Raw genomic sequence first — 26,806 nt, forward strand, 5'->3', positions numbered from 1 at the left:
TTTTATCGCTGATCGCTAGACGGCGCCTTGCGCGTGCATGGCCACAATGGCCGCCGCGTCGTAGCCCAGCTCCGCCAGGATCGCATCCGTATGCTGACCGAGCGCCGGCACGGCGTCCATGCGCGGGGTGACGTTGTGCGGCAATCCGGGCGGCAGCATCGCGGGCACGCGACCGTTGGCGGTGCCCACCTCGGTCCAGCGGCCGCGCGCCTTCAGTTGCGGATGGTCCCAGACTTCGTGCATGTCGTTCACCTGGGCATTGGCGATGTGCGCCAGCTCCAGCCGCTCGCGCACCTGCTGCGCCGTCAACGTCGAAAACGCTGCCACGATCAGCGCCGCCAGTTCATCGCGCGCTGCGACCCGGCGCGCGTTGGCGTTGAAGCGCGGATCGGTCGCCAGTTCGGGCGCCTCCAGCACGATGGCGCAAAAGGCTGCCCACTCACGCTCGTTCTGGATGCCCAGCATGACCGACTTGCCGTCGCCGGCCATGAATGGCCCGTACGGGAAGATGGTCGCGTGCGAGGCGCCCGTGCGCGGCGGCGGCGCCGCGCCGTCATACGCGTAGTACAGCGGGTAACTCATCCACTCGGCCATGCTCTCCAACATCGACACATCGATGCGGCAGCCCTCGCCCGTGCGCCCACGCTGCAGCAGTGCGGCCAGGATGTTCGTGTACGCGTACATGCCGGCCGCGATATCGGCAATGGAGCAGCCGGCCTTCGATGGTTCGTCCGGCGTGCCCGTGATCGACAGGAAGCCCGATTCGCTCTGGATCAGCAGGTCGTAGGCCTTGCGGTCGCGATAAGGACCGTCGCTACCGTAGCCCGAGATGTCGCACACAATCAGGCGCGGGTGACGTTCCTTCAGCGCGTCGTAGGACAAGCCAAGGCGCTCGGCCGCGCCGGGCGCGAGATTCTGCACCAGCACGTCGGCGCGTTCCAGCAGGCCCGCCAGCACAGCATCGGCGTCGGCATGCTTGACGTCGAGCGTAAGGCTTTCCTTCGAGCGGTTGGTCCAGACGAAGTGCGAGGCCAGGCCATTCACGCGTTCATCGTAGCCGCGTGCGAAGTCGCCGCTGCCGGGTCGCTCGACCTTGATGACGCGCGCGCCCAGGTCGGCCAGCTGGCGTGTGCAGAACGGCGCCGCGATCGCGTGTTCGAGCGTGACGACGGTGATGCCGTCGAGGGGTCGCAGGGGTGTCATGGGTGTCATGTGCCTGCCTCCTCAGAACGAGCGTGGCAGGCCAAGCACATGCTCGGCGACGTACGACAGGATCAGGTTCGTCGAGATCGGCGCCACCTGGTACAGGCGCGTCTCGCGGAACTTGCGCTCGACGTCGTACTCGGACGCGAAACCGAAGCCGCCGTGGAACTGCAGGCAGGCGTTGGCCGCTTCCCATGATGCTTCGGCGGCCAGCATCTTGGCCATATTGGCTTCGGCGCCGCACGGCTTGTGCGCATCGAACAGCGCGCAGGCTTTAAAGCGCATCAGGTTCGCCGCTTCGACGTTGATGTAGGCGCGCGCAATCGGAAACTGCACGCCCTGGTTCTGGCCGATGGGGCGCCCGAACACGACGCGCTCGTTGACGTACTTGCTGATCTTGTCGATGAACCAGTAGCCGTCGCCGATGCATTCGGCGGCGATCAGCGTGCGCTCGGCGTTCAGGCCATCCAGGATGTACTTGAAGCCTTTGCCTTCTTCGCCGATCAGATTCTCGGCCGGGATTTCCAGGTTTTCGAAGAACAGCTCGTTGGTCTCGTGGTTGACCATGTTCTGAATCGGTTGCACGACCATGCCCTGCTGGATCGCGTCCTTGATGTCGACCAGGAAGATCGACATGCCTTCGGATTTCTTCGTGACCTCGGCAAGGGGCGTAGTGCGCGCCAGCAGGATCATCAGGTCGGAATGCTGCACGCGCGAGATCCACACCTTCTGCCCGTTGATCACGTAGCGGTCGCCCTTGCGCACGGCCGTCGTCTTGATTTTGGTGGTGTCGGTGCCGGTGGTGGGCTCGGTCACGGCCATTGACTGCAGGCGCAGTTCGCCGCTGGCGATGCGCGGCAGGTAATGGCGCTTCTGCGCTTCGGAGCCATGGCGCAGCAAGGTGCCCATATTGTACATCTGGCCGTGGCAGGCGCCGGCGTTGCCACCAGAGCGGTTGATCTCTTCCATGATGACCGAGGCTTCGGTCAGGCCCAGGCCCGAACCGCCGTATTCCTGCGGGATCAGCGCCGCGAGCCAGCCGGCTTGTGTCAGCGCAGTGACGAAGGCTTCGGGGTAGCCACGCTCGTCGTCGACCTTGCGGAAGTACTCGGCCGGGAATTCGGCGCACAGGGCGCGCAGCGCGTCGCGGATGTCTTCAAAATCGTGCTCGTTGTGCATGGCGGTCTCCTGGTTTTTATTGGGGTGGCTTACGCCAGTTGCGCCTCGGCGCGCATGGCCAGCTGGCCGTCGTGGGTCTTGGCCCACAGCGTGATCGTGTGGCCGTCCGGCTCGACGCGGCCGCAGACGCTGAAGCGGTGGATGTCGAACAGCGGCTGCACGGCGCGGAATGAAAACGCGGTCACGACAGCGGCCGGCCGTTCGCGCCGCAAGAGGTCAAGCAGCAGGCTCGCAATCAGCGGGCCGTGCACGATCAGGCCGGGATAGCCTTCGACCTGCGTCACGTAGGGCTGGTCGTAATGGATGCGGTGGCCGTTGAAGGTCAGCGCCGAGTAGCGAAACAGCAGCACCGGGTCGGGCGTGATTTCGCGGATCCAGTCGTGGTCAAGGTCCGCCGCCACCGGGGCCGCCGCCGGATCACCCGGCTGCGGATTGGCGCGGTAGACGATGTCGTGTTCTTCCTCGATCGCCACGCCGGCTGCACCTTCGATCAGGTGGCGCACCAGCACGAAGACCAACTTGCCGCTGCGGCCTTCCTTGCTCGTGATGTCGGCGATGGTCGACACGCGCCGCGCCTGGTCGCCGACCTGCAGCGGCGCGATGAAGCGCAGGCGCCCGCCAGCCCACATGCGGCGCGGCAGATCGACCGGCGGCAGGAAGCCCCCGCGCAGCGCGTGGCCGTCCGTGCCGAGTTGCGATTGCCGGTGCACGGGCAGGAAGTACAGCCAGTGCCACAGCGGCGGCACGGCGCTACCAGGGGTCGGGGCCGGGTCATCGCGGTCGAGCAGCGCGGCCATCGCCGCGATCGGCGCCGCGGTGATGACGTCGAGGCGTTCTTCGGTGCGGCCCTGCCAGGCGGTCAGATTGTCCATGATGTATCTCCTGTCGTTATCTTGTTCTAGTGGGCTGCGTCGTCGACGATGCGCTGCGCCCTGAGGATCACGGGGCGGTCGACCATCTTGCCGTCCACGGCGACAGCGGCGCCGTTGGCCTCGCGCGCTGCAGCCAGCACGCGCGTGGCCCATGCCACCTCAGCATCCGTGGGCCGGAAGCCTGCGTTGACAGGCGCCAACTGGCGCGGATGGATGCACAGCTTGGCGCCGAAGCCGAAGCGGCGGGCGCGCAGGGTGTCCGCACGCAGCTGAGCATCGTCGTCCAGCGCCACGGTCACGCCATCGATGGGGGGCGCCAGGCCGGCCACGCGCGAGGCCAGCACCAGCATCGAGCGGAAGTACAGCAGTTCCTGGTCATCGCCCTCAATGCCCAGGTCGAACTGGAAATCGATCGAGCCAAATGCCAGCCGCGCGACGCCTTTTATCCGCGCCAGCGCGTCGACCGCCGCCATACCGGCGGCTGTTTCGATCAGCGGCAGTACCGGGAGGCCAAGCTGCGCAACGCGCTGCAGGTTTTCCACCGACTCCGCCTTCGGCAGCATGATGGCGGACACGCCCGCGTGGCGGCACAGGGCCAGGTCGTCTTCGAACCAGGGCGTGCCTTCGGCGTTGATGCGCACGACGACGGGCATGGACGGATCGAGCGCCCCTGCCACCTGCATGCGCGCAGCGTCCTTGTCTGCGGGCGGGACGGCATCTTCCAGGTCAACGATGACGGCGCCGGCGCCGCTGGCTGCCGCGCGAGCAAAACGCTCGGGGCGGTTGCCGGGGACGAACAGGTAGGAACGGGGGATGGCAGGCATGACGAACCAGTCGCGTGGTGGGATCGAGATCCATCATAAATTTGAATGGGTGTGGTGCAGAAATAGAAAAAAGTGATTCCACGATCACGTGGACGCATGGCTGGTGAGGATCACAGCCCGGTATTGCAGGTAGCTCAGGAATAGCTTATGTTGATGGCTCGACCAGTTGAAGGACGACCATGGACATCAAGCAGATCCGCACTCTCATCGCCATTGCCGAAACGGGCAGTGCCACCAAAGCTGCGGAGCTGCTGCACCTGGTACAGCCCGCCGTGTCGCGCCATATCCGGATGCTGGAGGAAGAATGCGGCGCCCTGCTGTTCGAGCGCGAGCGCCATGGGATGATGCTGACCGACGCCGGCCGCACGCTGGCCGAATACGGCCGGCGCGCGCTGCGTGAACTGGACAAGGCGCGGGCCGAAATCGGCCCGGCCGCCAATGCGATCTCGGGCCGGCTGATGATCGGTCTGCTGGCCAGCACCAGCAATCTGCTGGCGACCGAACTGGTGGCGCGCGTACGCGCGAAGCACCCTGCTGTCACGGTCGGCATCAATGTCGGGTATGCAGGCAATGTCGTGCAGTGGCTGGAAGCCGGTGAAGTCGAGCTGGCGCTGCTGTACGACACGCGCGCCTCGAATGGCCTGCAGGTCGAAGCGCTGCTCGATGAACGCCTGTACGTGATCGGGCCTCCGGGCGAAATCGACGCATCGACGCCGTTTCCGCTCAAGCAGCTGCGCGACCGGCCGATGATCCTGCCAAACGCACCACATGGCCTGCGCAGCATCATCGAGCACGCGCTGGCGGTGGCCGGCATCAGTGTCGACGTAGTGGCCGAAACGAATGCCCTCGACCTGCAGAAATCGCTGGTCAACAAAGGCTTTGGCTACAGCATCCTGCCCAGCTCCGCGATCCTCGACGAACTGCGCGACGGCACGCTGTCCGGCGCACCGGTCGGCACTCCCGACCTGTCACGCCGCATCGTGCTGGCACGCGCCGCCACCCGCCGCGCGTCTCCGGTCAGCGTGGCAGCCGCCCCCGAACTGGTCGGCCTGATGAAAGAAATGGTGCTCAGTGGCGCCTGGCCCGGCGCCGCCTGGATCGGCCGCTAACCGCACCTGCAATAGCCACTGGCTAGCAGCCAAAGCAATTGCTCAATAATTCGACTCTGACCCTAATTGTCAGGCAGCCTCGACAGTCAAAGCAATAATTAGGGTCAGAGTCGAATTGTTTGACAACTTTTGGGAATTGCCCAATAAATCGACTCTGACCCTACTTGTTGGCGGTGCCGAGCAATTGCCCAATAATTCGACTCTGACCCTCATTGTGGAAAAATCGGATCAATTGCTCAATAATTCTACTCTGACCCTAATTAGGGGTTGGGGTTAGAGGGATTGGCCGAGTTTGAGTGTGGCGGCGACGTTGCGGGCGGTGGTGCGGAGGTTGAATTCGGCATTGGCGAGGGCTTCGGCGACGGTGCCGGCTTTCATGATCGTGCTGAAGGTGGCGTCGATGCCGTGGGCGTGGACGGCGCTGGCGTCGTGGCCCAGGCAGCCGCCGATGGCGATCACCGGTTTGCCGTGGCGCGCGGCCACGCGGGCCACGCCAATCGGGGTTTTTCCGTTGACTGTTTGGCTGTCGATGCGGCCTTCGCCGGTGATGACCAGGTCGGCCAGCGCGACGGCGGCGTCTAGCCCGACGGCGTCGGCGACGATTTCGCTGCCCGGCCGCAGGCGGCCTTTCAGGAAGACCAGCATTGCCGCGGCGATCCCGCCACCGGCGCCGGCGCCCGGGACGTCGGCCACGTCCTGGCCCAGGTCGCGCGCGATGACCGCCGCGAAGTGGCGCAGGTTGGCGTCGAGCTGGGCGACCATTGCCGGCGTCGCGCCTTTTTGTGGGCCGAAGATGGCTGAGGCGCCACTTACGCCGACCAGCGGGTTGCTGACGTCGCACGCCACCTCGAACACCGAATCGAGCACGCGTGCGTCGAGCTGCGTGATGTCGATGCGCGCGAGGTTGGCCAGCGCCGCGCCGCCTGGCGCCAGTGGCGCGTCCTGCGCATCGAGCAGCTGCACGCCCAGTGCCTGCAGCATCCCGGCGCCGCCGTCGTTGGTGGCGCTGCCGCCCACGCCGAGGATGAAGCGGCGGGCGCCGGCGTCGAGCGCGGCGAGGATCAATTCGCCCGTGCCCCGACTGGTCGCGCGCAGCGGATTGCGTGCGGCCGGTGGGACCAGTTCCAGGCCGCTGGCGGCCGCCATCTCGATGACGGCGATGACGTCGCCGCCCGTCAGGCCGTAGAAGGCATCGACGGGCGTGCCCAGCGGACCGGTGGCGCGCAGGTCGACGCGGCGGCCGGCCGTTGCGGCAATCATCGCATCGACGGTGCCTTCGCCGCCATCGGCGACGGGGATCTTGACATAGCTGGCGTCAGGGAAGATGTCGCGGAAACCCGCCTCGATAGCGCTGGCTGCTTCCAGCGCCGACAGGCTTTCCTTGAATGAATCGGGGGCGATCACGATGTGCATGGTCCGCTCCGATCAACGATTGACGAGGCGCGCAGGCACCACGAGCACCAGCATCGCGCCGATGAACAGCACGGTCGACAGGATGTACAGCGCCATGTCCGTGCTGCCGGTGGCGTCCTTGATCCAGCCCACCAGAAACGGGCTGAGGAAGCCGGCGATCTGGCCCATCGAATTGATCAGCGCGAGGCCCGCGGCCGCAGCCGCGCTGCCCAGGAACGCCGCCGGCAGCGGCCAGAACATCGGCAGGCCGGTCAGTGCGCCCATCGTCGCCAGACTCAGGCCGATCATCACCAGCACCACGTTATCCGAGAAGTTCGCAGCCAGCAGCAGGCCGGCCAGCGCCATCAGCAGCGGCGCCGAGAGATGCCAGCGGCGTTCGCGCCGGCGGTCGGCCGAGCGGCCCACCAGCACCATGAAGACGCCGGCGAACAGGTAAGGAATCGCGCTGAGCCAGCCGACCGTCGTGGCGCTTTCGAAGCCCAGCGACTTGATGATCGACGGCAGCCAGAAGTTAATCGCATACACGCCCATCTGGATGCTGAAGTAGATGAAGCCGAGCATCCACACATGCCAGTCGCGCAGCACGGCGCCAAACGAATGCACCGCATGCGTGCCGCTCGAGCGCTGCGCCTCGTCCTCGTCGAGCGCCGTCTGCATCGCCGTTTTTTCCTCGGCAGTCAGCCACGGCGCCTGCGCCAGGCTGTCGTTCAGGTAGAACAGCACCGCGACACCCAGCAGCACGGTCGGGATGCCCTGCAGCAGGAACAGCCACTGCCAGCCATCCATGCCGCCCTGGCCGGCCGAGAAGTGACTCAGCATCCAGCCCGACAGCGGGCCGCCGATCAGGCCCGAGACGGGAATGGCCGACATGAACAGCGCCATCACCTGGCCGCGCTTGTGCGCCGGGAACCACTTGGTGAAGTACAGGACCATGCCCGGGAAGAAGCCTGCCTCGGCCACACCGGTGAAGAAGCGCAGCACATAGAATTCAACCGGCGTGCTCACGAACAGCATGCAGGCCGACAGCGCGCCCCAGGTCATCATCATCACCGCGATCCAGCGCCGCGCGCCCAGCTTGTGCAGGATGAGATTGCTCGGCACGCCGAAGGTCACGTAGCCGATGAAGAAGATGCCGGCGCCCAGGCCATACACGGTCTCGCTCAGCTGCAGCGCGTCGAGCATCTCGAGCTTGGCGAAACCGACGTTGACGCGATCCAGGTAATTGAAGAAGTAGCAGACGAAGATGAAGGGGATCAGGCGCCACGTGGCCTTGCGATAGGCGCCTTCGAGCAGGCTCGCGCCGGGGGTGCTGGCAATGGTACTCATGCTGTCTCCGAATATATGGTCATGTAATCATCGAGATTATCAACCAAACAAGGGCTGCCAAGCGTCGGCGACACGCACAATTCAAGCCGCCTGATTCCTGCCTTTTTTCAGGCATGTGCACAAGTTGATGACAAAACCAGTGTCGACATACCCAATCAACATGCCAACCCTACCCGCCCGGATCGCCCACCGCCCCGGCATAATTGTGCATAATCACAAACGCTCCTTCCCATCCAGAGATCGCCATGCACATTCTTGACACCGGCCTCGCCCAGGAAATCGTCGCCCGCACCATGCGCATCATCCCGTTCAACGTCAACGTGATGGACGCCCACGGCGTGATCCTCGCCAGCGGCAACGCGGCGCGGGTCGGCGAGCTGCATGCCGGCGCCCTGCTGGCGCTGGCCAAGAAGCTCACCACCGAAATCGATGCGGCGGCGGCGCACAAGCTGCATGGCGCCCAGCCGGGCATCAACTTGCCGCTGTGCGTCGGCGGCGAGATCTGCGGGGCGGTGGGCTTGTCCGGCGCACCCGACGCCGTGCGCCAGTTCGGCGAGCTGGTGCGCCTCAGCGCCGAGATGATCCTCGAGCAGGCCGCCCTGACCCAGACGCTGCAAAGCCATTCACGCTACCGCGAAGCGTTCGTGCTCAACCTGATCCGCTACGAGCCGGGCGCACGGGCCGAACTCGAAGGCTGGGCGCAGCGGCTCGGGATCGACATCGAGCGCATGCAGCTCGTGTTTCTGGTCGAACTGCAGGGCGTGCCCGCGCCGGTGGACCACGCCCCGAGCGCCGTGCAGCTGCTGCAGATGCGGCTGCTGGCGCGCCGCGACGATGCCCTCACCGCCACCGTCGGCCCCGCCGAACTGGTGCTGCTCGAAGCCTGGGAGCCGTCCCGCAAAGGACTCGAGACACCGCCGCAGCGCCGTCTCGATGCCCTGGCCCAGCTGTTGCGCGAAGAATGCACGCTGCCGTTCACGCTGTCGATGGGCATTGCACTGCCCGGCATCGACGGCGCCGCGATCTCGTACGGCAGCGCGCGCACCGCCAGCCGGCTCGGGCGCGCGCGCCATCCGCAGCAGCAGGTCTTCAGCTATTACGAGATGGCCTTGCCGGTACTGCTATCGGGCCTGGACAGCGGCTGGCAGGCCCACCAGCTGCGCATGCCGATCGCGCGGCTCGCGCACGACAAGAGCCGCACCATGCTGCGCGCGACACTGTCCGCATGGTTTGAGCAGAACGAAAATTCGGCCGCCACCGCGAAGGCGCTGGGCATCCACCGCAACACCCTCGACTACCGGCTGCGCCGCATCGGCGAGCTCACGGGCCTCGACCTCGGCGCGAGCGAAGACAAGCTGCTGCTGTATGTGTCGTCGTTGTTAAGCCCGACGCTGAGCCCGGCACTGAGCCCGATATTGAACGCGACGGTCAGCCCCGACGACCCGCCGGCATAGCCGACAATCCGCCGGTCGGCAACGACGCCGGCATGACGCCCGACTTGTTGTCGCTGCGCTCACGCCGCGCTTTTGCCGCCGCAGCGATGCGACGCGCTTCCACCAACGCCGCCGCACGCTGTTCCTGCGTCAGTTGTCCACCAAGCGCGGTCAGCAATCCGCTGCCCTCGGCGAACATCTGCGGCGACCGGTCGCCAGGCTGCGCGACCTGGGCGTCGATCAGGCCAACCGCCACCAGATAGCCATACCCCTGCACGGGATGCTTGTCCGTCAGATCCGAGCCAGTCAGCTTCTGCATCCCCCACAGCAGCAGTGCGGTCGTGTCCCCTGCCTCGGCCGCCGTGTCGAGCTGGCTGGCCGCCGTCGCCTTCCATTCGCGCACCAGGGGATCGTCGGGCCGCGTCGTCAACGCACTCGGATCGCCAAACGGGCCTTCGACGGCATGCATCCAGGCCGCGCCCGGCACGCCGGCCTTGACGGCGGTGGCCAGGTAATCGAGCCGCGCCAGCCGCTCGCGCTCGGTCATCGCGCCGCACATGCGCGTCATGTTCCGGCGTTCATCGGCGTTCAGCGCGCGTTTCGCACCCAGTTTGCTGTCGTGGACCTCGAGATCCTGCCGCCGGTTGAATGACGCGCAGGTGGACACGAGCATATAGGCCGCGTAGGCATCGTGCGGATCGTGCGAGGCCAGCAGATCGGCCACATGCGCACTCAGGTTCGGGTTCACGGCAGCAGCCAGCACCGACGCCGGCACTGCTGCCGACACTGCCTGCGCCGGCACGGGCACGGCGGCATGTGGCGCATCCGGCGGCGGTGCGCCGGCCACATCGACGACCGTTTCACGTGTCGAGCTGCTCCACATGAGCCCTGCCGCGCCAATGCCGGCCACCACGAGCGCCGCGACCAGCCATTGTTGCAGACGTTTTTCCATCACAGCGCCTCCCGGTTGAATGCATCGATCGAACCGAGTATATCCAGCGCCGATGCGCTATTTCTCACACATTATGGCGACAGCCGGCACGGATACACTTTGTAGCATTGCTTACTGGAATTCTTAACATGTTATGCGGCGCCCATAGTCTAATGAACTCATCGATTCAACGGATCGGCCACCAGGAGAAACAATAATGAAAACGAAGTTCATCGCAGCACTGATTGCATTGACCTTTACCGCCAGTGGCAGCGCTTTTGCACAACGCGGCGATCACGGTAACGATCGCGATCACGACCGCAACGGCTATTCGCAACAACAGCATCATGATCGCCGTGACGATGATCGCCGCGACGACAAACGAAATGACCGCCACGACGGCCCGCGCGCCAACCATGGCAAGCACCGCAACGACAGCGCCCAGTATTATCGGCGTGACGATTCCCGCGGTGGCGGCCCACGCCACGACCTGCGCCGCGGCGGCAAGCTGCACAAGGAATACCGCCATGATCGCTACGTGGTCAATGACTGGCGCGGTCGCCACCTGAGCGCGCCACCCCGTGGATATCACTGGGTCCAGACCGGTAACGATTATGTGTTGGCGACGATTGCCACCGGAATTATTGCCCAGGTATTGTTTGCGAATTAAAAGCTGGCTGATGCCCCTATAAACCGCCCGTCGAAAGACGTGGCGGTTTTTTTACGCATGCGCGTACCATATTTACAACACTCATTCATCCCTCGCCAACTGTTGCATCCCTTCAACCCTGCGCACGTTTACTATCAATCAATATGCTTGATGTAATAACGGAGAATTGATGACTATGAATCTGAAACCAGGCGCCCGCGCCGTGCGTGGCGTGCTCCTGGCGTGCGCTGGAACGACCATCGCCCTGGCCAGCCTGCCCCTGGCCGCGCAGACGTTGCCAGCAGTCCCGGCAGCGGAGTTGCCGCGCGTCGAAGTCACGGGCTCGGCGATCCGCCGCGTGCAGTCTGAAACCGCGCTGCCGGTGCAAACGATTTCACGTGCCGAGATCGAGAAAACCGGCGTGACCACTGCCGCCGAACTGATGGGACGGGTTTCAGCCAACAGCAACGGCCTGTCCGACGGCGCCAGCATCAATGTCGGCGGTGACCAGCGCGGCTTCAACAGCGCCAACCTGCGCGGCATCGGCACCTCGTCGACGCTCGTGCTGCTCAATGGCCGGCGCATGGCCAACTTCGCTTCGCCCGGCGACGACAGCGGTGTTGACCTGAACAATATTCCGGCGGCCGCGCTCGAACGCGTTGAAGTGCTGCTCGACGGCGCATCGGCGCTGTATGGCACCGATGCCATCGGCGGCGTCATCAACTTCATCACCCGAAAGGACTTCCAGGGACTGGAAGCGAACGTGTACGTCGGCACGACCGATGAAGGCGGCGCAGGCAAGCGCACCGCCAGCCTCAGCGCCGGCAAGGGCGTGCTCGAGCGCGATGGCTACAATGTCTTCGCCGTGGCCGACTTCCAGCGCACCAATCCCCTGAGCACATCGCAGCGCAGCTTCATCCCGGGCCTGCAGGTCGAGCAGCGCCTCGGTCACCTGCTCTCCAGCTACACGAGTCCGGCCAATATCCGCCTGACCTCGGCCCAGCGCGACCACTTGCAGGAAATCGGCTTCACGCTCAATGGCAAGCCGATCACGAACCGCCTGATCAACCTGTCGATCCCGGGCTGCGCGCCGCCGGCCAATGTCTATCTGCCGGATGGCACGGGCGGCGTCGACGCCTGTACCTATAACTATATGGGCGACACCGAGCTGTATCCGAAGTCCGAAAAGGCCAGCGTGCTCAGCCGCGCCGTGATCAAGCTGGGGGGCTCGCACCAGGCGTACGCCGAAGTGGCGCTCAGCCGCGCCAAGACCGACTACACCGGCTCGTCGGCGCGCGTGGCTGGCTACATCGATTATTCGCGGGTGCCGCAACTGGCCGGCACTGGCCTGGACCAATTGGACGACGACATCCCGGGCGAACTGGAATTGCGCATGCGCCTGAACGAAGCGGGCCAGCGCACCAGCACCCTCACCAGCGAAGGCGTGCGTTTTGTCGTTGGCGTGACGGGCACCTTGGGCGGCTGGGATTATGACACCGCCTACAACCACAGCGTCAACACGGTCAAGGACCGCGACACCCACGGCTACCTGCTCTACAACGAGCTGCTCGAAGGAATCGCCGACGGCCGCATCAACCCGTTTGGCCCATCGAGCCCGGAAGGCCAGGCGCTGATCGACAGCATCCAGGTCGATGATGTCGTGCGCCGCGCCCGCGGCACGCTCGATGCCGTCGACGTCAAGTTGTCGCGCGCCCTGATGCCGATGGCCGGCGGCGACCTGGCGGTGGCCATCGGTGGCGAAGCGCGGCGCGAGAAAAACCAATTTACACCATCGGCCCTGCTCCTGAGCGACAACATCAACAATGACGCGGCGCCCGAAGGCGGCCGTGCCACCAGCGACAGCCGCGATGTGGCAGCGGTCTACGGCGAAGTCTTGGTGCCGTTCGCAAAACAGTGGGAAGCGCAGCTGTCGGCGCGCTACGACCATTACGAAAACGTGGGCGGCGCGGCCAGTCCGAAGATCGGCCTGACCTACCGGCCAAGCGACGCGCTGCTGCTGCGCGGCTCGGCCGGCCGGGGCTTCCGCGCGCCGTCGATGACGGAGCTGTACCGCCCGACCGTCTACAGCAGCACGGCCACCCTGCCCGATCCGGTCTACTGCGCCACGGTCGAGAACAATTACTCGGACTGCGCCGACAACTGGGACACGCGCCGCTATAGCAACGACGCGCTGAAACCCGAGCGCAGCCGCCAGTTCTCGCTGGGCGCCGTGTTCGCCGCCGGCAAACATGTCAGCGCATCGCTCGATTACTGGAACATCAAGCGCACGAACCTCATCAGTGAAATCGGCGACGACATCATCCTCGGCAATCTGGCCAAGTATGGCGACCTGGTGTATCGCGACGAGGATGGGCTGATCGACTACATCGAACTGCGCAAGGACAATCGCGGCGCGCAACTGGCGCGTGGCCTCGACCTGGCGCTCACGGTACGCGGCGTCGACACCGCCATCGGCCGCTTTGGCGGGCGTCTGAACGGCACTTATGTGCTGACGTCGAAAATCCAGAATGCGCCTGGCGATGCGTTTGTGAGCAATCTGAACCGCTTCGTGACGAAAGGCGTGGTCCAGCGCTGGCGCCATACGGTGAGCGTTGACTGGGATCGCGGGCCACTGTCGGCCAGCTTGCAAAATACGTTCTCGAGCGGCTACGAAGACCAGAACACGGCGATCAATATCGACAATGGCAGCGTGGTGGCGGCCAACCGGGTCAAGGATTATTCGCTGTGGGATTTGTCGGGCGCATATGGGGTCAATGCGAACCTGAAACTGCGCGTCGGTATCCAGAATCTGTTCGACACGAGTCCGCCTTATTCGAACCAGGCGTATTACTTTTTGTCGGGATATGATCCAAGCTATACGGATCCGCGCGGGCGCCGTTTTTATGCGAGTGCCAATTACTCGTTCAGATAAGGCCTGATCGGTTTTCCCGGAATTCCACCAAACAGTGGGATCCGGGTTTGACGGGCGGCGTCAGAGAGACTGGTTCTCGATGCGGACCAGTCTCCAGCAATCGTCCATCTTGAAATAATACGACACCAGGTAATCGGTATCGGGGTTAGCCAGACTGACCCGCGCATTCGATGCCGTCACGTCTTCCAGTTGCATGACAAGCGCATTGTCCTTGCGCTCCTGCACCAGAGGCATCACGGGAAATGCAGTCGACTGGACCGTGGTGTAGCTGCGTTGCACCGCCTCATCGCTGGAAAATCGCTGAATGAAAAATGAAATGTCCTGAGCCGGACAAACAGACATCGACGTGGCCGCCGGTGAATCTGACTGGGTGCTCAACTGAGCCGCCTGCCCATGGCTTGCTGACATCAACAGCAGTGCAAAGAATAGCTTGTTCAAATCACCCACGTTGACCTCCCGGATCGACTCCTTCAGAAATGGCGCGCTGCAATCAGCCCGACAGCCGATCGACCGATTGACCGATGAACGTGCCTTGCAGCATGCGTCCAAGTTTATCAGAAGAGCAACGCTACCCTGAACACGATCGCCTGGCTGGCAACGACCGGACCAAGACAAAACAGCAATCTTGACAGATCGCCATCAAGAAAATGCAGTGCGTGCTGCGGCGTTTTGTCGTCATACAGGCACGAAACCCATCTGACATGACGCATTTCTGCACACGATTGCATTGTCATGCATCAAATGCAACGGATAAGCTGGCATGATGTGGAAGATAAGACATGAACGTCTGCAGTGCTCACGGGCAGCAGGCACAGAAAATCGCACGGCTTTGACAGAATGACGATGAATCGATTTCGAACTACCGGACTCCCGGCCAGCATCCGGGGCACGCTGCCCACTCATCTTGACGTATCCACCACCCCACCTCCCCACCGTCCCCGCCTGCTGCTGGTCGATGACGAGCCACGTGTGCTGGCCTCGCTGCAGGAAATGCTCAAAGGTTGTGGTTATGCCATCAGTACGGCTGCCAGCGGCAACGAAGCGCTGGCGTGCCTGGCCGAGCAGTGCTTCGACCTGGTGCTGCTCGACCTGCTCATGATGGACGTCGATGGCCACGAGGTCATGGACTTCATCAACCAGCACGACATGAAGGCCGACGTCATCGTTGTCAGTGGCACTGTCGGCATCGAGTCGGCCATCGGGGCCTTGAAGCGCGGCGCCCACGATTACCTGCGCAAGCCATTCAGCCGCGAAGAATTGCTGCGCACGGTGGACAACGCGCTCAGGCAGCGCGACCTGCAGCAAATCAACCGTCGCATGGTGGCGGCGCTCGCGCTGTCCGAAAAAAAATACCGCTACCTGGTCGACGCGTCCCCCGACATGATCTACATGCTCGGTCATGAAGGCCGCTTCACCTACGTCAACGATCGCGCCTGCCAGATGCTGGGTTATGAACGGGAAGAACTGCTGGGCCAGCACTACACGGCGCTGCTGCATGCCGAAGACCACGAGCGCGCACTCTACGTGTTCAACGAACGGCGTGTCGGCGAGCGGGCCTCGCGCGACGTCGAGCTGCGCGTGACATGCCGCGCGGGCCAGCAGCACACGCACGACGCCGCCGACACGTCCGTGATGACGATCTCGCTCAACGCGATCGGCATGCACCGTGAAAAACGCGACCCGCACACGCCGACCTATGTCGGCACCTACGGCATCGCGCGCGACGTCAGCGCGCGCAAGCGTGCCGAAGCCGTCATCCATCACCAAGCCTACCACGACATCCTGACCGACCTGCCCAACCGCGTGCTGTTCAAGGACCGGCTCGGCCTGGCGATGCTGCAGGCCCGGCGCAAGCACACCGAGCTGGCGGTGATGTTCATCGACCTGGACCGCTTCAAGCTCGTCAACGACACGCTCGGCCACGGCCATGGCGACAAGTTGCTGCAGCAGGTGGCGCTGCGCCTGAAGGAATGCCTGCGCAAGGGCGACACGCTGGCGCGCCAGGGTGGCGACGAATTCACGATCGTGCTGCCCGACCTGCGCTCGCGCGACGATGCGCGCGTGGTCGCCGACAAGTTCATCGAGCGGCTGCACCAGCCGTTCGATCTGGGCGGCACCGAGGTGCACATTTCGGCGTCGATCGGCGTGGCGCTCTACCCCGAGCACGGCGAATCGATCGACGAGCTGCTGCGCAATGCCGACATTGCGATGTACCGCGTGAAGGACCTCGGCAAGAACGGTCACGCCTTCTACGATCCATCGATGCACGACGCGCTGCACCAGAACGTCGCGCTGGAACAGCATCTGCGCCGCGCGCTCGAGCGCAACGAACTCGAGATGTACTACCAGCCGCAGATCGACGCCGCCAGTGGCCGCATCATCGGCGCCGAGGCGCTGATGCGCTGGAACCATCCGGTGCGCGGCCTGATCATGCCCGCCGAGTTCCTGCCATTCGCCGAAGAGAGCGGCCTGATCGTGCCGATCTCTGAGTGGATGATCGATACGCTGTGCCGCGACATGGCGCAGTGGGGCTCGGACGGTGCGGACCAGTTGACGCTGTCGCTGAATCTGTCGCCGCATTATCTCGACCACAGCAAATTCTTCGAAACGATGCGCAATGCCCTGCAGCGCTACGACATCGGGCCAGGGCGAATCGCCGTCGAGATCACCGAAAACATCTGCATCCGCAATCCGCAATACGCGATCGAGCAGCTGAAGAAGCTCGGGCAACTGGGCGTGTCGGTGGCCATTGACGATTTCGGCACCGGATACTCGTCGCTGGCGTATCTGCACCGGTTTCCGATCCAGACCATCAAGATCGACCAGTCCTTCGTGCAGCAGATCAGCGACGAGGACGGGCATTATCCGGTCGTGCTGGCGATCATCTCGATTTCACGCGGCCTGAATCTGGATCTGGTGGCCGAAGGCGTGGAAACGGAAGTGCAGGCGCGCTATCTGCGCGCGCATGGGTGTTCGACGATGCAGGGCTTTCTGTTCCACCGGCCGATGCCGTTGGGCGGCTTTGTGAACGTGCTCAATTCCTGAAGTGCATCCCGGGGAATCTCGCCCGGGTGAAGCACACCTGCCGTGACTGCAACAGCAGGTGCGCTACGCCATCACTCCCCCGTGATCTTCGCATTCTTCACAAACGTGCCCCACGTCTGATATTCCTTGCTCGTATGCGCCGCCAGTTCCTGCGGCGTCATGTAGACCGCGTACGCACCCTGCTCCTGCGCCTTGCGCTTGAAGGCGTCGGTGGCCATGATTTTCTTGATTTCACCCGTCAGCCTGTCGACGATCGGCTTGGGCGTGTTGGCGGGCGCGTACACGGCGAACCACGAGCTCACGTCGAGCTTCTCGTACCCTTTGATCGTCGCGGTGGTCGGCACATTGGGCAGGCTCGGCAGCGCCACGTCGCCGGTCACGGCAATCGCGCGCAGCTTGCCGGACCGGATGTGGGCCAGCAGCGGCGGCGCCGTCGTGAAGGTCATTTCGACATTGCCACCCAGCAGATCGGTAATCGCCGGGCCCGTCCCTTTGTAGGGCACGTGGGCGATGTTCGTGCCGCTCATCTGGTTGAGCATTTCACCCGTCACGTGCTGCAGTGAGCCATTGCCGGACGACGCGTAATTGAGTTTGCCGGGGTGTGCCTTGGCGTAGCTGACCAGTTCGGGCAAGGTCTTGATCGGCAGATCGGGCCGCACGACGAACACTTGCGGCGCCACGATCAGGTTGGCAACCGGGGTGAAATCCTTGATCGGATCAAAGCCTGCCTTGACCACGTGCGGCGTGATGACGTGAAAGCCCGAGTACTGCACCAGCAAGGTATAACCGTCCGGCCTGGCCCGCTTGACGGCTGAAGCAGCGATCGCGCCCGCCCCGCCCGGCCGGTTCTCGACGACGACCGGTTTGCCAAGTGCCTTGGACAGCGGATCGGAAATCATGCGCGCGGCCAGGTCGGTCGTGCCGCCCGGCGCGGCCGAGACCATCAACGTGATCGCGCGCGCGGGATAGTTGTCCTGCGCTTGCGCGCCGATGCTGGCAAGTGCTGCGCCGACGGCAAGCAGGCCCGCGCGAATGCGCAGCGAGTGAATCGATTTCATGGTGTCTCCTGAATTATTAAAATAGTTTTGTTTGTGCGGGCGATGGCATGGGTTCAAGCCGGACGCGCTTCTGCGCGCTCCCTGATCGCTTCAAAATCCCTGGGTGGCCGGTGCAGATCGAGCCGCCGGCCTGCCTTGACGATCTGGCTCGGCGTCTCGTGCCCGATCAATGCCGGCAGTCGTGCCGATGCGTCCAGCAAGCGGCCAAGATCGACGCCCGTGTCGTAACCCATCAACTGCAGCGCGTGCACCACCTCTTCGGTGCAGACATTGCCTGAGGCGCCGGGTGCATACGGGCAGCCGCCGATCCCGCCAAGCGACGCGTCGAAGCGGTCGGCGCCTGCATCGATCCCGGCCAGCACATTGGCCAGGCCCATGCCGCGGGTATTGTGAAAGTGCAGGCTCAGTTCGGTTTGTGGCCAGGCTGCGCGAAAACGCGCCGTCAGTGATGCCACCTGGCTCGGGTACGCCATGCCGGTTGTGTCGCACAGGGTGATGCCGCCGGCGCCCGCCTCGTCGATGAAGCGCGCGCACCAGGCCAGCACCGTGTCTTCCGGCACGTCGCCTTCCATCGGGCAGCCGAACGAGCACGACAACGAAATATTGACAGCCAGCGCCGCTTGCCGCGCCAGGGCCGCCACCTCGCACAAGCCCTGGAACGATTGCGCCTGGGTCATGCGCAGATTGGCCAGGTTGTGCGTTTCGCTGGCCGACATCACCAGGTTCAGTTCGTCGGTGCGGCTCTCGATTGCGCGTTCGGCGCCGCGCACGTTCGGTACCAAGGCGCTGTAGATCACGCCCGGCACGCGCTCGATGCCGAGCATGACCTGCTGGGCATCGGCCAGCGCCGGGATCGCTTTGGGAGAAACAAACGCGGTCACTTCGATCTTGGCCATGCCGGCCTGCGACAGGCTGTTGACCAGGGCAATCTTGTCGGCGGTCGGCACGAACACCGACTCGGCCTGCAAGCCATCGCGCGTGCCGACTTCCTGCATGTGGATGCGGCGGCCAGCGCCGTTCCACCGGTTCATGCGACCACTCCCTTGGTGCGCAAGGCGGCGATGTCCGGCTCACTCAATCCCAGTTCGCGCAGCACGCCATCGGTATCGTCGCCAAGACCCGGGGCGGAGGTGCGCACGCTGCCTGGCGTGCCGAGCAATTTGGGGACGACGCCCGGCACCTCAAGCTCATAACCGTCGCGCGTGGTCTGGGCCAGGATCATGTCGCGCGCCCGGTAATGGGGATCCTCCGCGATGTCTTTGGCGGTATAGACCTTGCCGGCCGGGACGCGGGCACTGCCCAGCAAGTCGAGGACCTCGGTGATCGGGCGCGTTGCCGTCCAGACGCTGATGGCGGCGTCGATCTCGGCCACGCGCACGACGCGGCCGGCATTGCCGGCCAGCGCCGGGTCGTGGGCCAGGTCGTCGCGCCCGATCACGGCCATCAGGCGCTTGAAGATGCTGTCGCCGTTACCGGCGATGAGCACATAGCCGTCGTTGCAGCGGTAGGCGTTCGACGGTGCGATGCCGGGCAGCGCGCTGCCCGCCGCTTCGCGCACGGCGCCAAACGCGCTGTACTCAGGCAGCAGGCTTTCCATGACGTTGAACACGGCCTCGTGCAGGGCGACGTCGATCACCTGGCCCTTGCCGCCATTGACCTTGCGGTGGTACAGCGCGGTGAGCACGCCGATCGTGCCGTGCAGCGCGGCCAGCGTGTCGCCGATCGACACGCCGCAGCGCACCGGCACGCGGTCCGGTTCGCCCGTCAGGTGGCGCAGGCCGCCCATCGCTTCACCGATGGCGCCAAAGCCCGGCAAGTCGCGGTACGGCCCGGTCTGGCCATAGCCCGAGATGCGCAGCATGACGAGGCCCGGATTGATGGCCGACAGCGCCTCCCAACCCATGCCCCAGCCTTCGAGGGTGCCGGGGCGGAAGTTCTCGATCAATACATCGGCTTCGGCGATCAGCTTGCGGGCGATGTCCTGGCCTTCGGCGCTGCGCAGGTCAAGGGCGATCGAGCGCTTGTTGCGCGACTGCACCTGCCACCAGACCGATGTGCCTTCCTTGATCATGCGCCAGTTGCGCAGCGGGTCGCCGCTGCCGGGCGCCTCGATCTTGATGACGTCGGCGCCGAATTCGCCCATTGTCTTGCCGGCGAACGGGCCCGCGATCAGTTGGCCCATTTCGATCACGCGCACGCCGCGCAACGCGCCGTCGGGAATGCTGTTGTTGAGGTTCATGCTGGTCTCGTCGATGGTTGTAGCTTGTCGACCCAGCATAGAGACAACGGGCCCTGCCCGTCCAACCGTTTCTTTTCAACGAGCCTTCGTCAACCGCGAACGCTCTTCGGCGGCCCCGAGATGCGCGAGCAGCGCCCGCGTCACCGGCGACAAGCCCTTTTCTTCCCGCACGACGATGCGCAGTTCGCGCTCGGCCCACGGCTCGTCGATCTCGACCGCCACCAGGCCCAGCGGCTGGCCGATGGCAATAAACACTTCGTGCGGAATCACGCCCAGGCCCATGCCGACCTGCGCCATGCGACAGACGGCGTCAAAGCCGGGCACGTGGATACGGGTTTTCAATGGCCGGCCAGAGGCGCGCGAGGCCAGGTGCGTACGCTTGTTGATCGAGCTGTCCGCGTGCAGCCCGACGTGATCGAAGTCGAGCGTGTCGGCGAACGGCACGCGGCCACGCCCGGCCAGTGCGTGGTCGTGGCGCATGACGAGCACGATGCGGTCGCGCCGGTACAGGTGGCTGTGCAGCTCGCGGGTATCCGTATCGCCCGAGCAGATGCCGATCTCGGCGAAGCCGTCTTCGACGCCCTTGACGACGTCGCCGCTGGGACGCTCTTCGAGGTCGAGCCGGATCTGCTCGTGCAGGTTCAGGAACGCGCGCAGGTCTTCCGGCAGGAATTCGACGATGGCGGACAGGTTCGCCACCATGCGCACGTAGCCGCGCAAGCCCTGGGCGTGCTCGGCCAGTTCCTGGCCGATCTTGTCGACGCTGAGCAGGATGCGGCGCGCATGCGTCAGCAGCGATTCACCGGCCGGGGTCAAGGTCATGCCGCGCGCCGTGCGCACCATCAGCGCCACGCCCAGCGCGCCCTCCATGTCGGCCAACCGCTTGCTGGCGGCCGAGACAGCAATGGCTTCGCGTTCGGCTGCGCGGGTGAGTGAACCTTCTTCGTGGATTGCCAGGAAAAGCTGCAGGCTGGTGAGATCCAGCCTTCTGAGGATATTGTTCAGTGCCATCGAAAAAGCTGATACAGCGGGAGACGAGAGTGTCACGACTGTATCAGGTCTTCTCAGGCAAACAGGTTTCCCACCCTGGGCGCGTCCGCCAGGTTCCAGACGCGTTTGGCGAGCGCATGCATCTCGGCCTCGCTCGCCGCCTCGCCGAACAGCGCCAGCCGCAGCGCTTTCTGTTCGAGTTCAGGGCGCGACAGGGTGTTGCCGGGGTCGCCCTTCGGTTCGTCCACCCGGCCGGTGAGGCGCCGGCCATCGGTCGTCTCGACCGTCACCTTGCCGATCCAGCGCGCCGGATACGCGGTGTCGACTTCGTCGTCGAATTCCATGCCCACCTTGCCACGAAACGCCGCAATCGGCGCCGCATTGAAGCTGTCCTCGAACTGCGTCAAGCCGGCTACATCGTAATGCGCGATCAGCCCCAGCACCGTCCCCATCGAGAATTTGGCCTGGTGCACCGTTTGCGGATCGACGACCGCGCCCAGCACGTCGATCGCACCCTGGTGCACGTGCGCGACGACGCGCGTGATCTGCTCCGGTTGCAGGCCGTGGGTTCGCATCACCTGCTGCAAGGCGTCGGCGGCCGGATGCGTGTGCCGGCACGACGCGTGGAATTTGAAGGACGTCTCGGCCAGCGCCCAGCGCTCGCCGAGGCGGTCGGTCAGCCTGGCCGGATCGGCGTCGCTCGACATGCCCGCCGCCATGCCCTGCGCGCCTTCGAGGATGCGGCGCGCGCCGGTAAAGCCGTCCTGCGCCAGGTAGGCCGACGTCAAGCCGTTCGCGGCTGCCGCTGCCGTGTGCAATTGCTTCGAGTCGGCAGCGTCGCGCAGGAATTCCCACAGGCCCGCCGCCTGCGTGCCGGCCGAGCCGAAGGCATGCAGCATCTGGTCAGGCGTGAGCTTGAGCAGGTGCCCCGCTGCTGCAGCAGCTGCCAGCGTCCCGGCGGTGCCCGTCGTGTGGAAGATGCGGTAGTGCGAGCGGCCAAGAAATTCGCCGACGCGAATGCCGACCTCGTAGCCGGCCACGGCCGCCGTCAGCAGGTCACGCCCGCTGGCGCCGATCGACTGGGCAACTGCCAGCGCCGCCGGAAACACGACCGCGCCCGGATGGAATACCGAGCCGTTGTGCACGTCATCCTGTTCGGCGACGTGCGAGGCAGCGGCATTGACCATTGCCGCGAACATCGGCGTCGTCGTGCGGCGCGAGATCAGCACGTCGCAGGGGCCGCCGCCCGGCCCCATCGTCTGTGCATAGCGGTCGATGGTTTGCACGGCGCGCGACGTGCGGCCGGCCAGCGCGGAACCGATCCAGTCGAGGAACAGGTCTTCGGTGCGCATGCGCACGGCATCGGGAATCTGCTCGTAGTGCAGGTTGGCAGCGAAGCTGGCGAGCAGCTGGCTCGGGTGCTGGTGATCAGCCATGTGGTCTCCTTAATTATTCATATCGGTGGTCGGCACGCTGCGGCGCCGCTGGCGCAGTCTGACCATCATAGAGAGCAATAGCCGACAAGTAGAAATAGAAAAAATTGATACCAGCATGATGCTGTCGGATCAGTCGCTGGATGCGAGGTCGGGTCTTATTCTGACAAGAAATATCATTCGCCCTCTCAGTAATGAGATATCATTATCAATAAGGTCGTCATCTATCCGTTGGGCCGCCAACCCGCACGCCGCTGCCATCCGACCTGACAAATTCTGTTCTCACCTGCCTCCCACTCTGGAGTATCGATCTTGCAATCCGCTACCCGTTCTACCCGCCTGCGTGCGATTTCCCACGCCGTCATGCTTACCTGCCTGTTTGGCGGCGCCGCCGTTGCGGCTGACGAGACGCCTGACCTCGCCCCAACGGCTGCACCGTCGGCGCAGGTCGTCGAAGTCCGGGGCCAGCGCGGCGACGACGAACGGCTGGCGCCTGGTCTGGGCGCCGCCTCGCTGCCGGGCAGCGTGACCACCGTGACGGCCGAAGACCTCGCCACGCTCGACATCGGCCGCGACATCTCGAACGTGTTTCGCCGCGTGCCGGGCGTGGTCGCCAACAATATCGACCAGGGCGACACCGGCAATGGCTTCCGGATGCGCGGCTTCGCTACCCAGGGCACGCACGGCGCCGACACCGCCATCCATATCGACGGCGTGCCCAGAACATTCCATCGAGCCAGGGCGGCGCGGGCCACGGTCCGGCGTTCCTCGAATGGATGACCGGCGACATGATCGACACGTTCGACGTCATCAAGGGCCCGGTCTCGGCCCTGTACGGCGACCAGAACCGCGCTGGCGCGGTGGCAATCCGCACCCGCGAAGGCGGCGCGGCCACGCCGTCGAGCGCCACGGTGACCGTCGAAAGCTATGGCGGGCGGCGCGGCTCGCTCGTGCTGTCGAATGACCTTGGCCGCATCCGTTCGCTGGTGGTGGCCGACCGCTACAGCCTCGACGGTTTTCGCCACGGCGCCAGCCTCGACCGCAACAACCTGTTCTGGAAGCTCTCGACCACTATCGGTGACGGTGTCTACAGCCTGCGCGCCACCTATTACAAGTCGGACTATGCCGGCGCCGGCTACCTGTCGCTGCCGGCCATGGAAGCCGGGCTGGTCGATCCCCACGACACCATGTTCAACCTGCCGGGCTTTGGCGATGCGCACCGCAAGACGCTCGTGGTCAACCGCAGTCCGGCATCGGGCGACGCCGGCTAGTTCGCCAACGCCTATACGGAGGAATTCGCCCGCAGCCGCGCGATCCAGACCAGCACCACGCTGCACACCTATGGCTATGATGAGCGCGACATTTTTGGCGCGCGCGGCGGCAATACCTGGGCCTTCGGCACTGCCGGCGTGCTGACAATCGGCCTTGAAGCACGCCAGGACAAGGGCGATGCGTTTCGGCAGCAATACCGCAACCGGCAACCGACCGCCAGCTACGTCAACAACCAGGCCCTCGACCTGCTGACCTACGGTGCGTTCATCCAGGGCCAGTACCGCATCCTGCCCACGCTCAAGCTGCACGGCGGCGCGCGCTACGACCGCTTCGACTACGACCTCGTCAACCGCAAGCTGCCCGCCGCATCGACCGGCTACGAAGCCTCGGTGGTCACGCCAAAATTCGGCGCGATCTGGAACGTTCTGCCGGCCGTCGAGCTGTACGCGAACATCGCCCAGGGGTTCCGCTCGCCGGCGGCCGAGCAGATCAGCACCAGCGGCAGCCTGGGTCCGCTGGGCGCGCTTGGCGGGCGCAGCAATCCCGGCATCGATCCGAGCCGGGTGCGCTCGCACGACCTCGGGTTCAAGGCGGCGCCACTGGACGGCCTGAGCGTGTCCGGCGCGTTCTACGCTATCCAGAATGACGACGAGATCATCAACACGGCGCCGGACGTGTTCGTCGCATCCGGCCAGACCACGCGCCGCGGTCTCGAACTTGACCTGCACTACCAGATCAGCAGCGCACTCAACACGTACCTGAGCTACGGCCGCATCCTGCGCGCGCAACTGGACAACCCGGCGCCTGGCGCCGGCCCGCGCCTGTCGGTGCCGGAACACACGTGGAAAGCCGGCGTCCAGTACCGCACCGCGATGGGCCCGGGCCGGCTGTCGCTGAGCGGCGACGTGTACGTCACGGCCGGCAATCCCTATTACATGGGCACGCCGCTGTACGAGCGCGACATGCCGACCTATGTGCGCTACGACATCAAGGCGACCTACGATCTCGGCAAGTTCCAGGGTGCGCTGTTCGCCACGCTGCAACCGCACGAGTTCGCCAGCGATATCGCGTATGGCACGGCCGGTGGCTTGCTGGTGACGACCGTGCCGCAGGCCACGGCCGGGGCGTCGCTGCGTTATTACTTCTGATCGGGAGAAACCGCGTCCATCGTAACGCGGTCGTTGCACCGGGCGATCCGCTGGATTGATGCAGATCAACGACTGCCATACGCCGTAGGGTGTAATTTTGACGCCTGTCACATGACCCCTCCATCACAGCGCATGCACCACACCTCATGGTAGTTCCCCGTCTGACCTGGTCCGCCAAAACACATGGCGGCGCTGCGCATCTCCTCCTGCTGTTGCTGCTTCAGGCTGCCACGGGTTCCGCCGCATTTGCCCGTGATGCCGTCGCGGGCGTTGAGGTCGCGGCGCCCGTGGTCAATCCTTGTGCCCCGATCGCCGCAACCGATGCATCCTGGCTGTCCGGCGCGCAGGGACTGGCGCCGCTCGCACTGCAACTGCTGCGCGCAGCGCCCGAGCATGGCCTCGACATCCGCCGCTATCAGGTGGCCGAGCTGACCCGGCGGCTGGCCGGCCCGGAGGGCACATCGGCGGCATTCGTGCGCGACCTCGACCACGCGATGATGCAGTACCTGTGCGATCTGCACGGGGGCCGCGCGGCCTGGGCCAGCCGGGTTTCCGCAGCGCCCGACACCGGCTTCGACCCGCGCCAGCGCCTGGCCACCGTGCGCGACGCGCAAGGGCTGGCACAGGCCATCAACGCCGCCACGCCCGCCATTCCGCTGTATGGCAGGGTCAAGGCAGCGCTGGCACAGTACCGCGAACTGTCTCGTGCGACACCGGACTGGCCCGCGCTGCCGCCCGTCGCACGGGCCGCCACCCACGCCGGCGAGCCGTATGCGGGCGCGGCCCTGCTGCAGGCGCGGCTGCAGTTGCTGGGTGATCTGGACGCGCAGGCGCCCATGGGCAGCGACGGCATCTATACACCGGCACTGGCGGGCGCCGTGCGGGGTTTCCAGGCGCGGCACGGGCTGGATGAAGACGGCGTACTGGGCACTGGGACGGTCACGGCCCTGTCGGTGCCGCCCGCGCATCGCGTCGCCCAGCTGGCGCTGACGCTAGAACGCCTGCGCTGGCTGCCACCGCCTCCGGCGCATGGGCGCGTCGTCGTCGTCAACGTGCCCACCTACCGCTTGTGGGCCTTCGATGCCAGGGACAACTTTGCGGCGCCCGCGCTGGAAATGCGCGTGATCGTGGGCGCGCGCGGCCGCACGCCCACGCCGCTGTTCATCGGAGAAATGCGCTACCTGGAATTCGCGCCATACTGGAATGTACCTGCCAGCATCCAGAAGAATGAAATCCTTCCGAAGCTGGCACGCAATCCTGCCTATCTGCAGCAGAATGACATGGAACTGGTGGGATCGGACGGGCGCGTGCTGCAGATTGGCGCCGGCGATGCGGCAAGCCGCCTGCGGGCCGGCGGCGCCAGGGTCAGGCAGCGCCCTGGCTCACGCAATGTGCTGGGCGACGTCAAGTTCGCGCTGCCCAACCCGATGAATATCTACCTGCATTCGACGTCGGCCAGGGAACTGTTCCAGCGCACGCACCGTGACCTGAGCCATGGCTGCATCCGCGTCGAACAACCGGCCGAGCTCGCGCAATTCGTGCTGGCCGATCCGCAGCAGTGGAGCGGTACGCAGGTAACTGCCGCCATGAGCGCGGGCAAGAACCGCTTCGTCAAGCTGGCCGCGCCGGTGCCCGTCGTGCTGTTCTATGCAACGGCTCTGGTCGATCGCCAGGGCCGGGCCTTGTTTGCACCCGACATTTACGGGCGCGACGCCGCGCTGATCGCGGCGCTGCAGCTGGAATGAACGGG

General features: G+C 65.0%; 22 protein-coding genes. 9 read left to right on the forward strand and 13 right to left on the reverse strand.

Going from position 1 to position 26,806, the window contains the following annotated elements; translation table 11 throughout:
* Positions 1-15: 15 nt before the first annotated feature.
* Genes AC56LW_RS00500 through AC56LW_RS00515 form a run of 4 tightly spaced genes read right to left on the reverse strand, consistent with a single transcriptional unit; the run spans position 16 to position 4,078 of the window.
* The gene (locus AC56LW_RS00500; RefSeq protein ID WP_499632836.1) at positions 16-1,194 is read right to left on the reverse strand and encodes a CaiB/BaiF CoA transferase family protein; all 1,179 of its coding nucleotides are present in this window, start codon (positions 1,192-1,194) and stop codon (positions 16-18) included.
* A 30-nt stretch (positions 1,195-1,224) separates the two neighbouring features.
* Positions 1,225-2,382: an acyl-CoA dehydrogenase family protein gene (locus tag AC56LW_RS00505; protein ID WP_332530841.1), complete on the reverse strand. Its 1,158-nt coding sequence runs from the start codon at positions 2,380-2,382 to the stop codon at positions 1,225-1,227.
* A gap of 29 nt (positions 2,383-2,411) precedes the next feature.
* A complete protein-coding gene (locus AC56LW_RS00510) occupies positions 2,412-3,254 on the reverse strand; it encodes an HTD2 family dehydratase (RefSeq protein ID WP_499630599.1) in 843 nt (280 codons plus the stop codon).
* Between the two features lie 26 nt (positions 3,255-3,280).
* On the reverse strand, positions 3,281-4,078 hold the full coding sequence (locus tag AC56LW_RS00515) for an HpcH/HpaI aldolase/citrate lyase family protein (RefSeq protein WP_499630602.1): 798 nt from the start codon (positions 4,076-4,078) through the stop codon (positions 3,281-3,283).
* A 179-nt stretch (positions 4,079-4,257) separates the two neighbouring features.
* On the opposite strand from AC56LW_RS00515, the gene AC56LW_RS00520 reads away from it, so the two are divergent.
* Positions 4,258-5,187, forward strand: coding sequence for a LysR family transcriptional regulator (locus tag AC56LW_RS00520; RefSeq protein WP_499630605.1), 930 nt, complete (start codon positions 4,258-4,260; stop codon positions 5,185-5,187).
* Positions 5,188-5,460: 273 nt separating this feature from the next.
* Here the strand turns inward: AC56LW_RS00520 and AC56LW_RS00525 are convergent, their stop codons facing one another.
* Entirely contained in the window at positions 5,461-6,600 is a 1,140-nt protein-coding gene (locus tag AC56LW_RS00525; RefSeq protein ID WP_499630608.1) for a glycerate kinase, read from the reverse strand.
* Between the two features lie 12 nt (positions 6,601-6,612).
* The gene (locus tag AC56LW_RS00530; RefSeq protein ID WP_183553327.1) at positions 6,613-7,926 is read right to left on the reverse strand and encodes an MFS transporter; all 1,314 of its coding nucleotides are present in this window, start codon (positions 7,924-7,926) and stop codon (positions 6,613-6,615) included.
* Between the two features lie 245 nt (positions 7,927-8,171).
* Between AC56LW_RS00530 and AC56LW_RS00535 the strand changes: the two genes are divergently transcribed.
* Positions 8,172-9,380: a sugar diacid recognition domain-containing protein gene (locus AC56LW_RS00535; RefSeq protein WP_499630612.1), complete on the forward strand. Its 1,209-nt coding sequence runs from the start codon at positions 8,172-8,174 to the stop codon at positions 9,378-9,380.
* Here AC56LW_RS00535 and AC56LW_RS00540 read toward each other — a convergent pair.
* Positions 9,355-10,311, reverse strand: a complete 957-nt coding sequence (locus tag AC56LW_RS00540; RefSeq protein ID WP_499630615.1) for a hypothetical protein — start codon at positions 10,309-10,311, stop codon at positions 9,355-9,357. The two genes, AC56LW_RS00535 and AC56LW_RS00540, sit on opposite strands and share 26 nt — an antisense overlap.
* A 196-nt stretch (positions 10,312-10,507) precedes the next feature.
* Between AC56LW_RS00540 and AC56LW_RS00545 the strand changes: the two genes are divergently transcribed.
* On the forward strand, positions 10,508-10,960 hold the full coding sequence (locus AC56LW_RS00545; protein ID WP_332530848.1) for an RcnB family protein: 453 nt from the start codon (positions 10,508-10,510) through the stop codon (positions 10,958-10,960).
* Positions 10,961-11,129: 169 nt separating this feature from the next.
* Complete coding sequence (locus tag AC56LW_RS00550; protein ID WP_499630618.1) at positions 11,130-13,871, forward strand: TonB-dependent receptor; 2,742 nt, start codon at positions 11,130-11,132, stop codon at positions 13,869-13,871.
* 60 nt (positions 13,872-13,931) lie between these two features.
* Here the strand turns inward: AC56LW_RS00550 and AC56LW_RS00555 are convergent, their stop codons facing one another.
* On the reverse strand, positions 13,932-14,318 hold the full coding sequence (locus tag AC56LW_RS00555) for a hypothetical protein (RefSeq protein ID WP_499630622.1): 387 nt from the start codon (positions 14,316-14,318) through the stop codon (positions 13,932-13,934).
* Between the two features lie 396 nt (positions 14,319-14,714).
* Between AC56LW_RS00555 and AC56LW_RS00560 the strand changes: the two genes are divergently transcribed.
* Positions 14,715-16,916, forward strand: coding sequence for an EAL domain-containing response regulator (locus AC56LW_RS00560; protein WP_332530851.1), 2,202 nt, complete (start codon positions 14,715-14,717; stop codon positions 16,914-16,916).
* A gap of 71 nt (positions 16,917-16,987) precedes the next feature.
* On the opposite strand, the gene AC56LW_RS00565 is transcribed toward AC56LW_RS00560, so the two are convergent.
* From AC56LW_RS00565 to AC56LW_RS00585, 5 genes are all read right to left on the reverse strand, one after another.
* Entirely contained in the window at positions 16,988-17,974 is a 987-nt protein-coding gene (locus AC56LW_RS00565) for a Bug family tripartite tricarboxylate transporter substrate binding protein (RefSeq protein WP_499630626.1), read from the reverse strand.
* Between the two features lie 53 nt (positions 17,975-18,027).
* Positions 18,028-19,005 carry a hydroxymethylglutaryl-CoA lyase gene (locus AC56LW_RS00570; protein WP_499630629.1) on the reverse strand — a complete coding sequence of 326 codons (978 nt, stop codon included), beginning with the start codon at positions 19,003-19,005 and terminating at the stop codon, positions 18,028-18,030.
* Entirely contained in the window at positions 19,002-20,213 is a 1,212-nt protein-coding gene (locus tag AC56LW_RS00575) for a CaiB/BaiF CoA transferase family protein (RefSeq protein ID WP_499630631.1), read from the reverse strand. The genes AC56LW_RS00570 and AC56LW_RS00575 overlap by 4 nt, the downstream gene beginning before the upstream one ends.
* Before the next feature lie 75 nt (positions 20,214-20,288).
* Positions 20,289-21,224, reverse strand: a complete 936-nt coding sequence (locus AC56LW_RS00580; protein WP_499630634.1) for a LysR family transcriptional regulator — start codon at positions 21,222-21,224, stop codon at positions 20,289-20,291.
* Positions 21,225-21,277: 53 nt separating this feature from the next.
* Entirely contained in the window at positions 21,278-22,639 is a 1,362-nt protein-coding gene (locus tag AC56LW_RS00585) for an MmgE/PrpD family protein (RefSeq protein WP_499630637.1), read from the reverse strand.
* Between the two features lie 309 nt (positions 22,640-22,948).
* On the opposite strand from AC56LW_RS00585, the gene AC56LW_RS00590 reads away from it, so the two are divergent.
* From AC56LW_RS00590 to AC56LW_RS00605, 4 genes are all read left to right on the forward strand, one after another.
* Positions 22,949-23,416 carry a TonB-dependent receptor plug domain-containing protein gene (locus AC56LW_RS00590; RefSeq protein WP_499630640.1) on the forward strand — a complete coding sequence of 156 codons (468 nt, stop codon included), beginning with the start codon at positions 22,949-22,951 and terminating at the stop codon, positions 23,414-23,416.
* 8 nt (positions 23,417-23,424) lie between these two features.
* Positions 23,425-23,907 carry a hypothetical protein gene (locus AC56LW_RS00595; RefSeq protein ID WP_499630643.1) on the forward strand — a complete coding sequence of 161 codons (483 nt, stop codon included), beginning with the start codon at positions 23,425-23,427 and terminating at the stop codon, positions 23,905-23,907.
* A gap of 90 nt (positions 23,908-23,997) precedes the next feature.
* Positions 23,998-25,056 carry a TonB-dependent receptor gene (locus AC56LW_RS00600; protein WP_499632839.1) on the forward strand — a complete coding sequence of 353 codons (1,059 nt, stop codon included), beginning with the start codon at positions 23,998-24,000 and terminating at the stop codon, positions 25,054-25,056.
* 146 nt (positions 25,057-25,202) lie between these two features.
* Positions 25,203-26,801 (forward strand): L,D-transpeptidase family protein, encoded by a 1,599-nt coding sequence (locus AC56LW_RS00605; protein ID WP_499630646.1) that lies wholly within the window; start codon positions 25,203-25,205, stop codon positions 26,799-26,801.
* Positions 26,802-26,806: the final 5 nt, after the last annotated feature.

The sequence above is a fragment of the Telluria sp. LT2P80 genome (assembly GCF_059685955.1).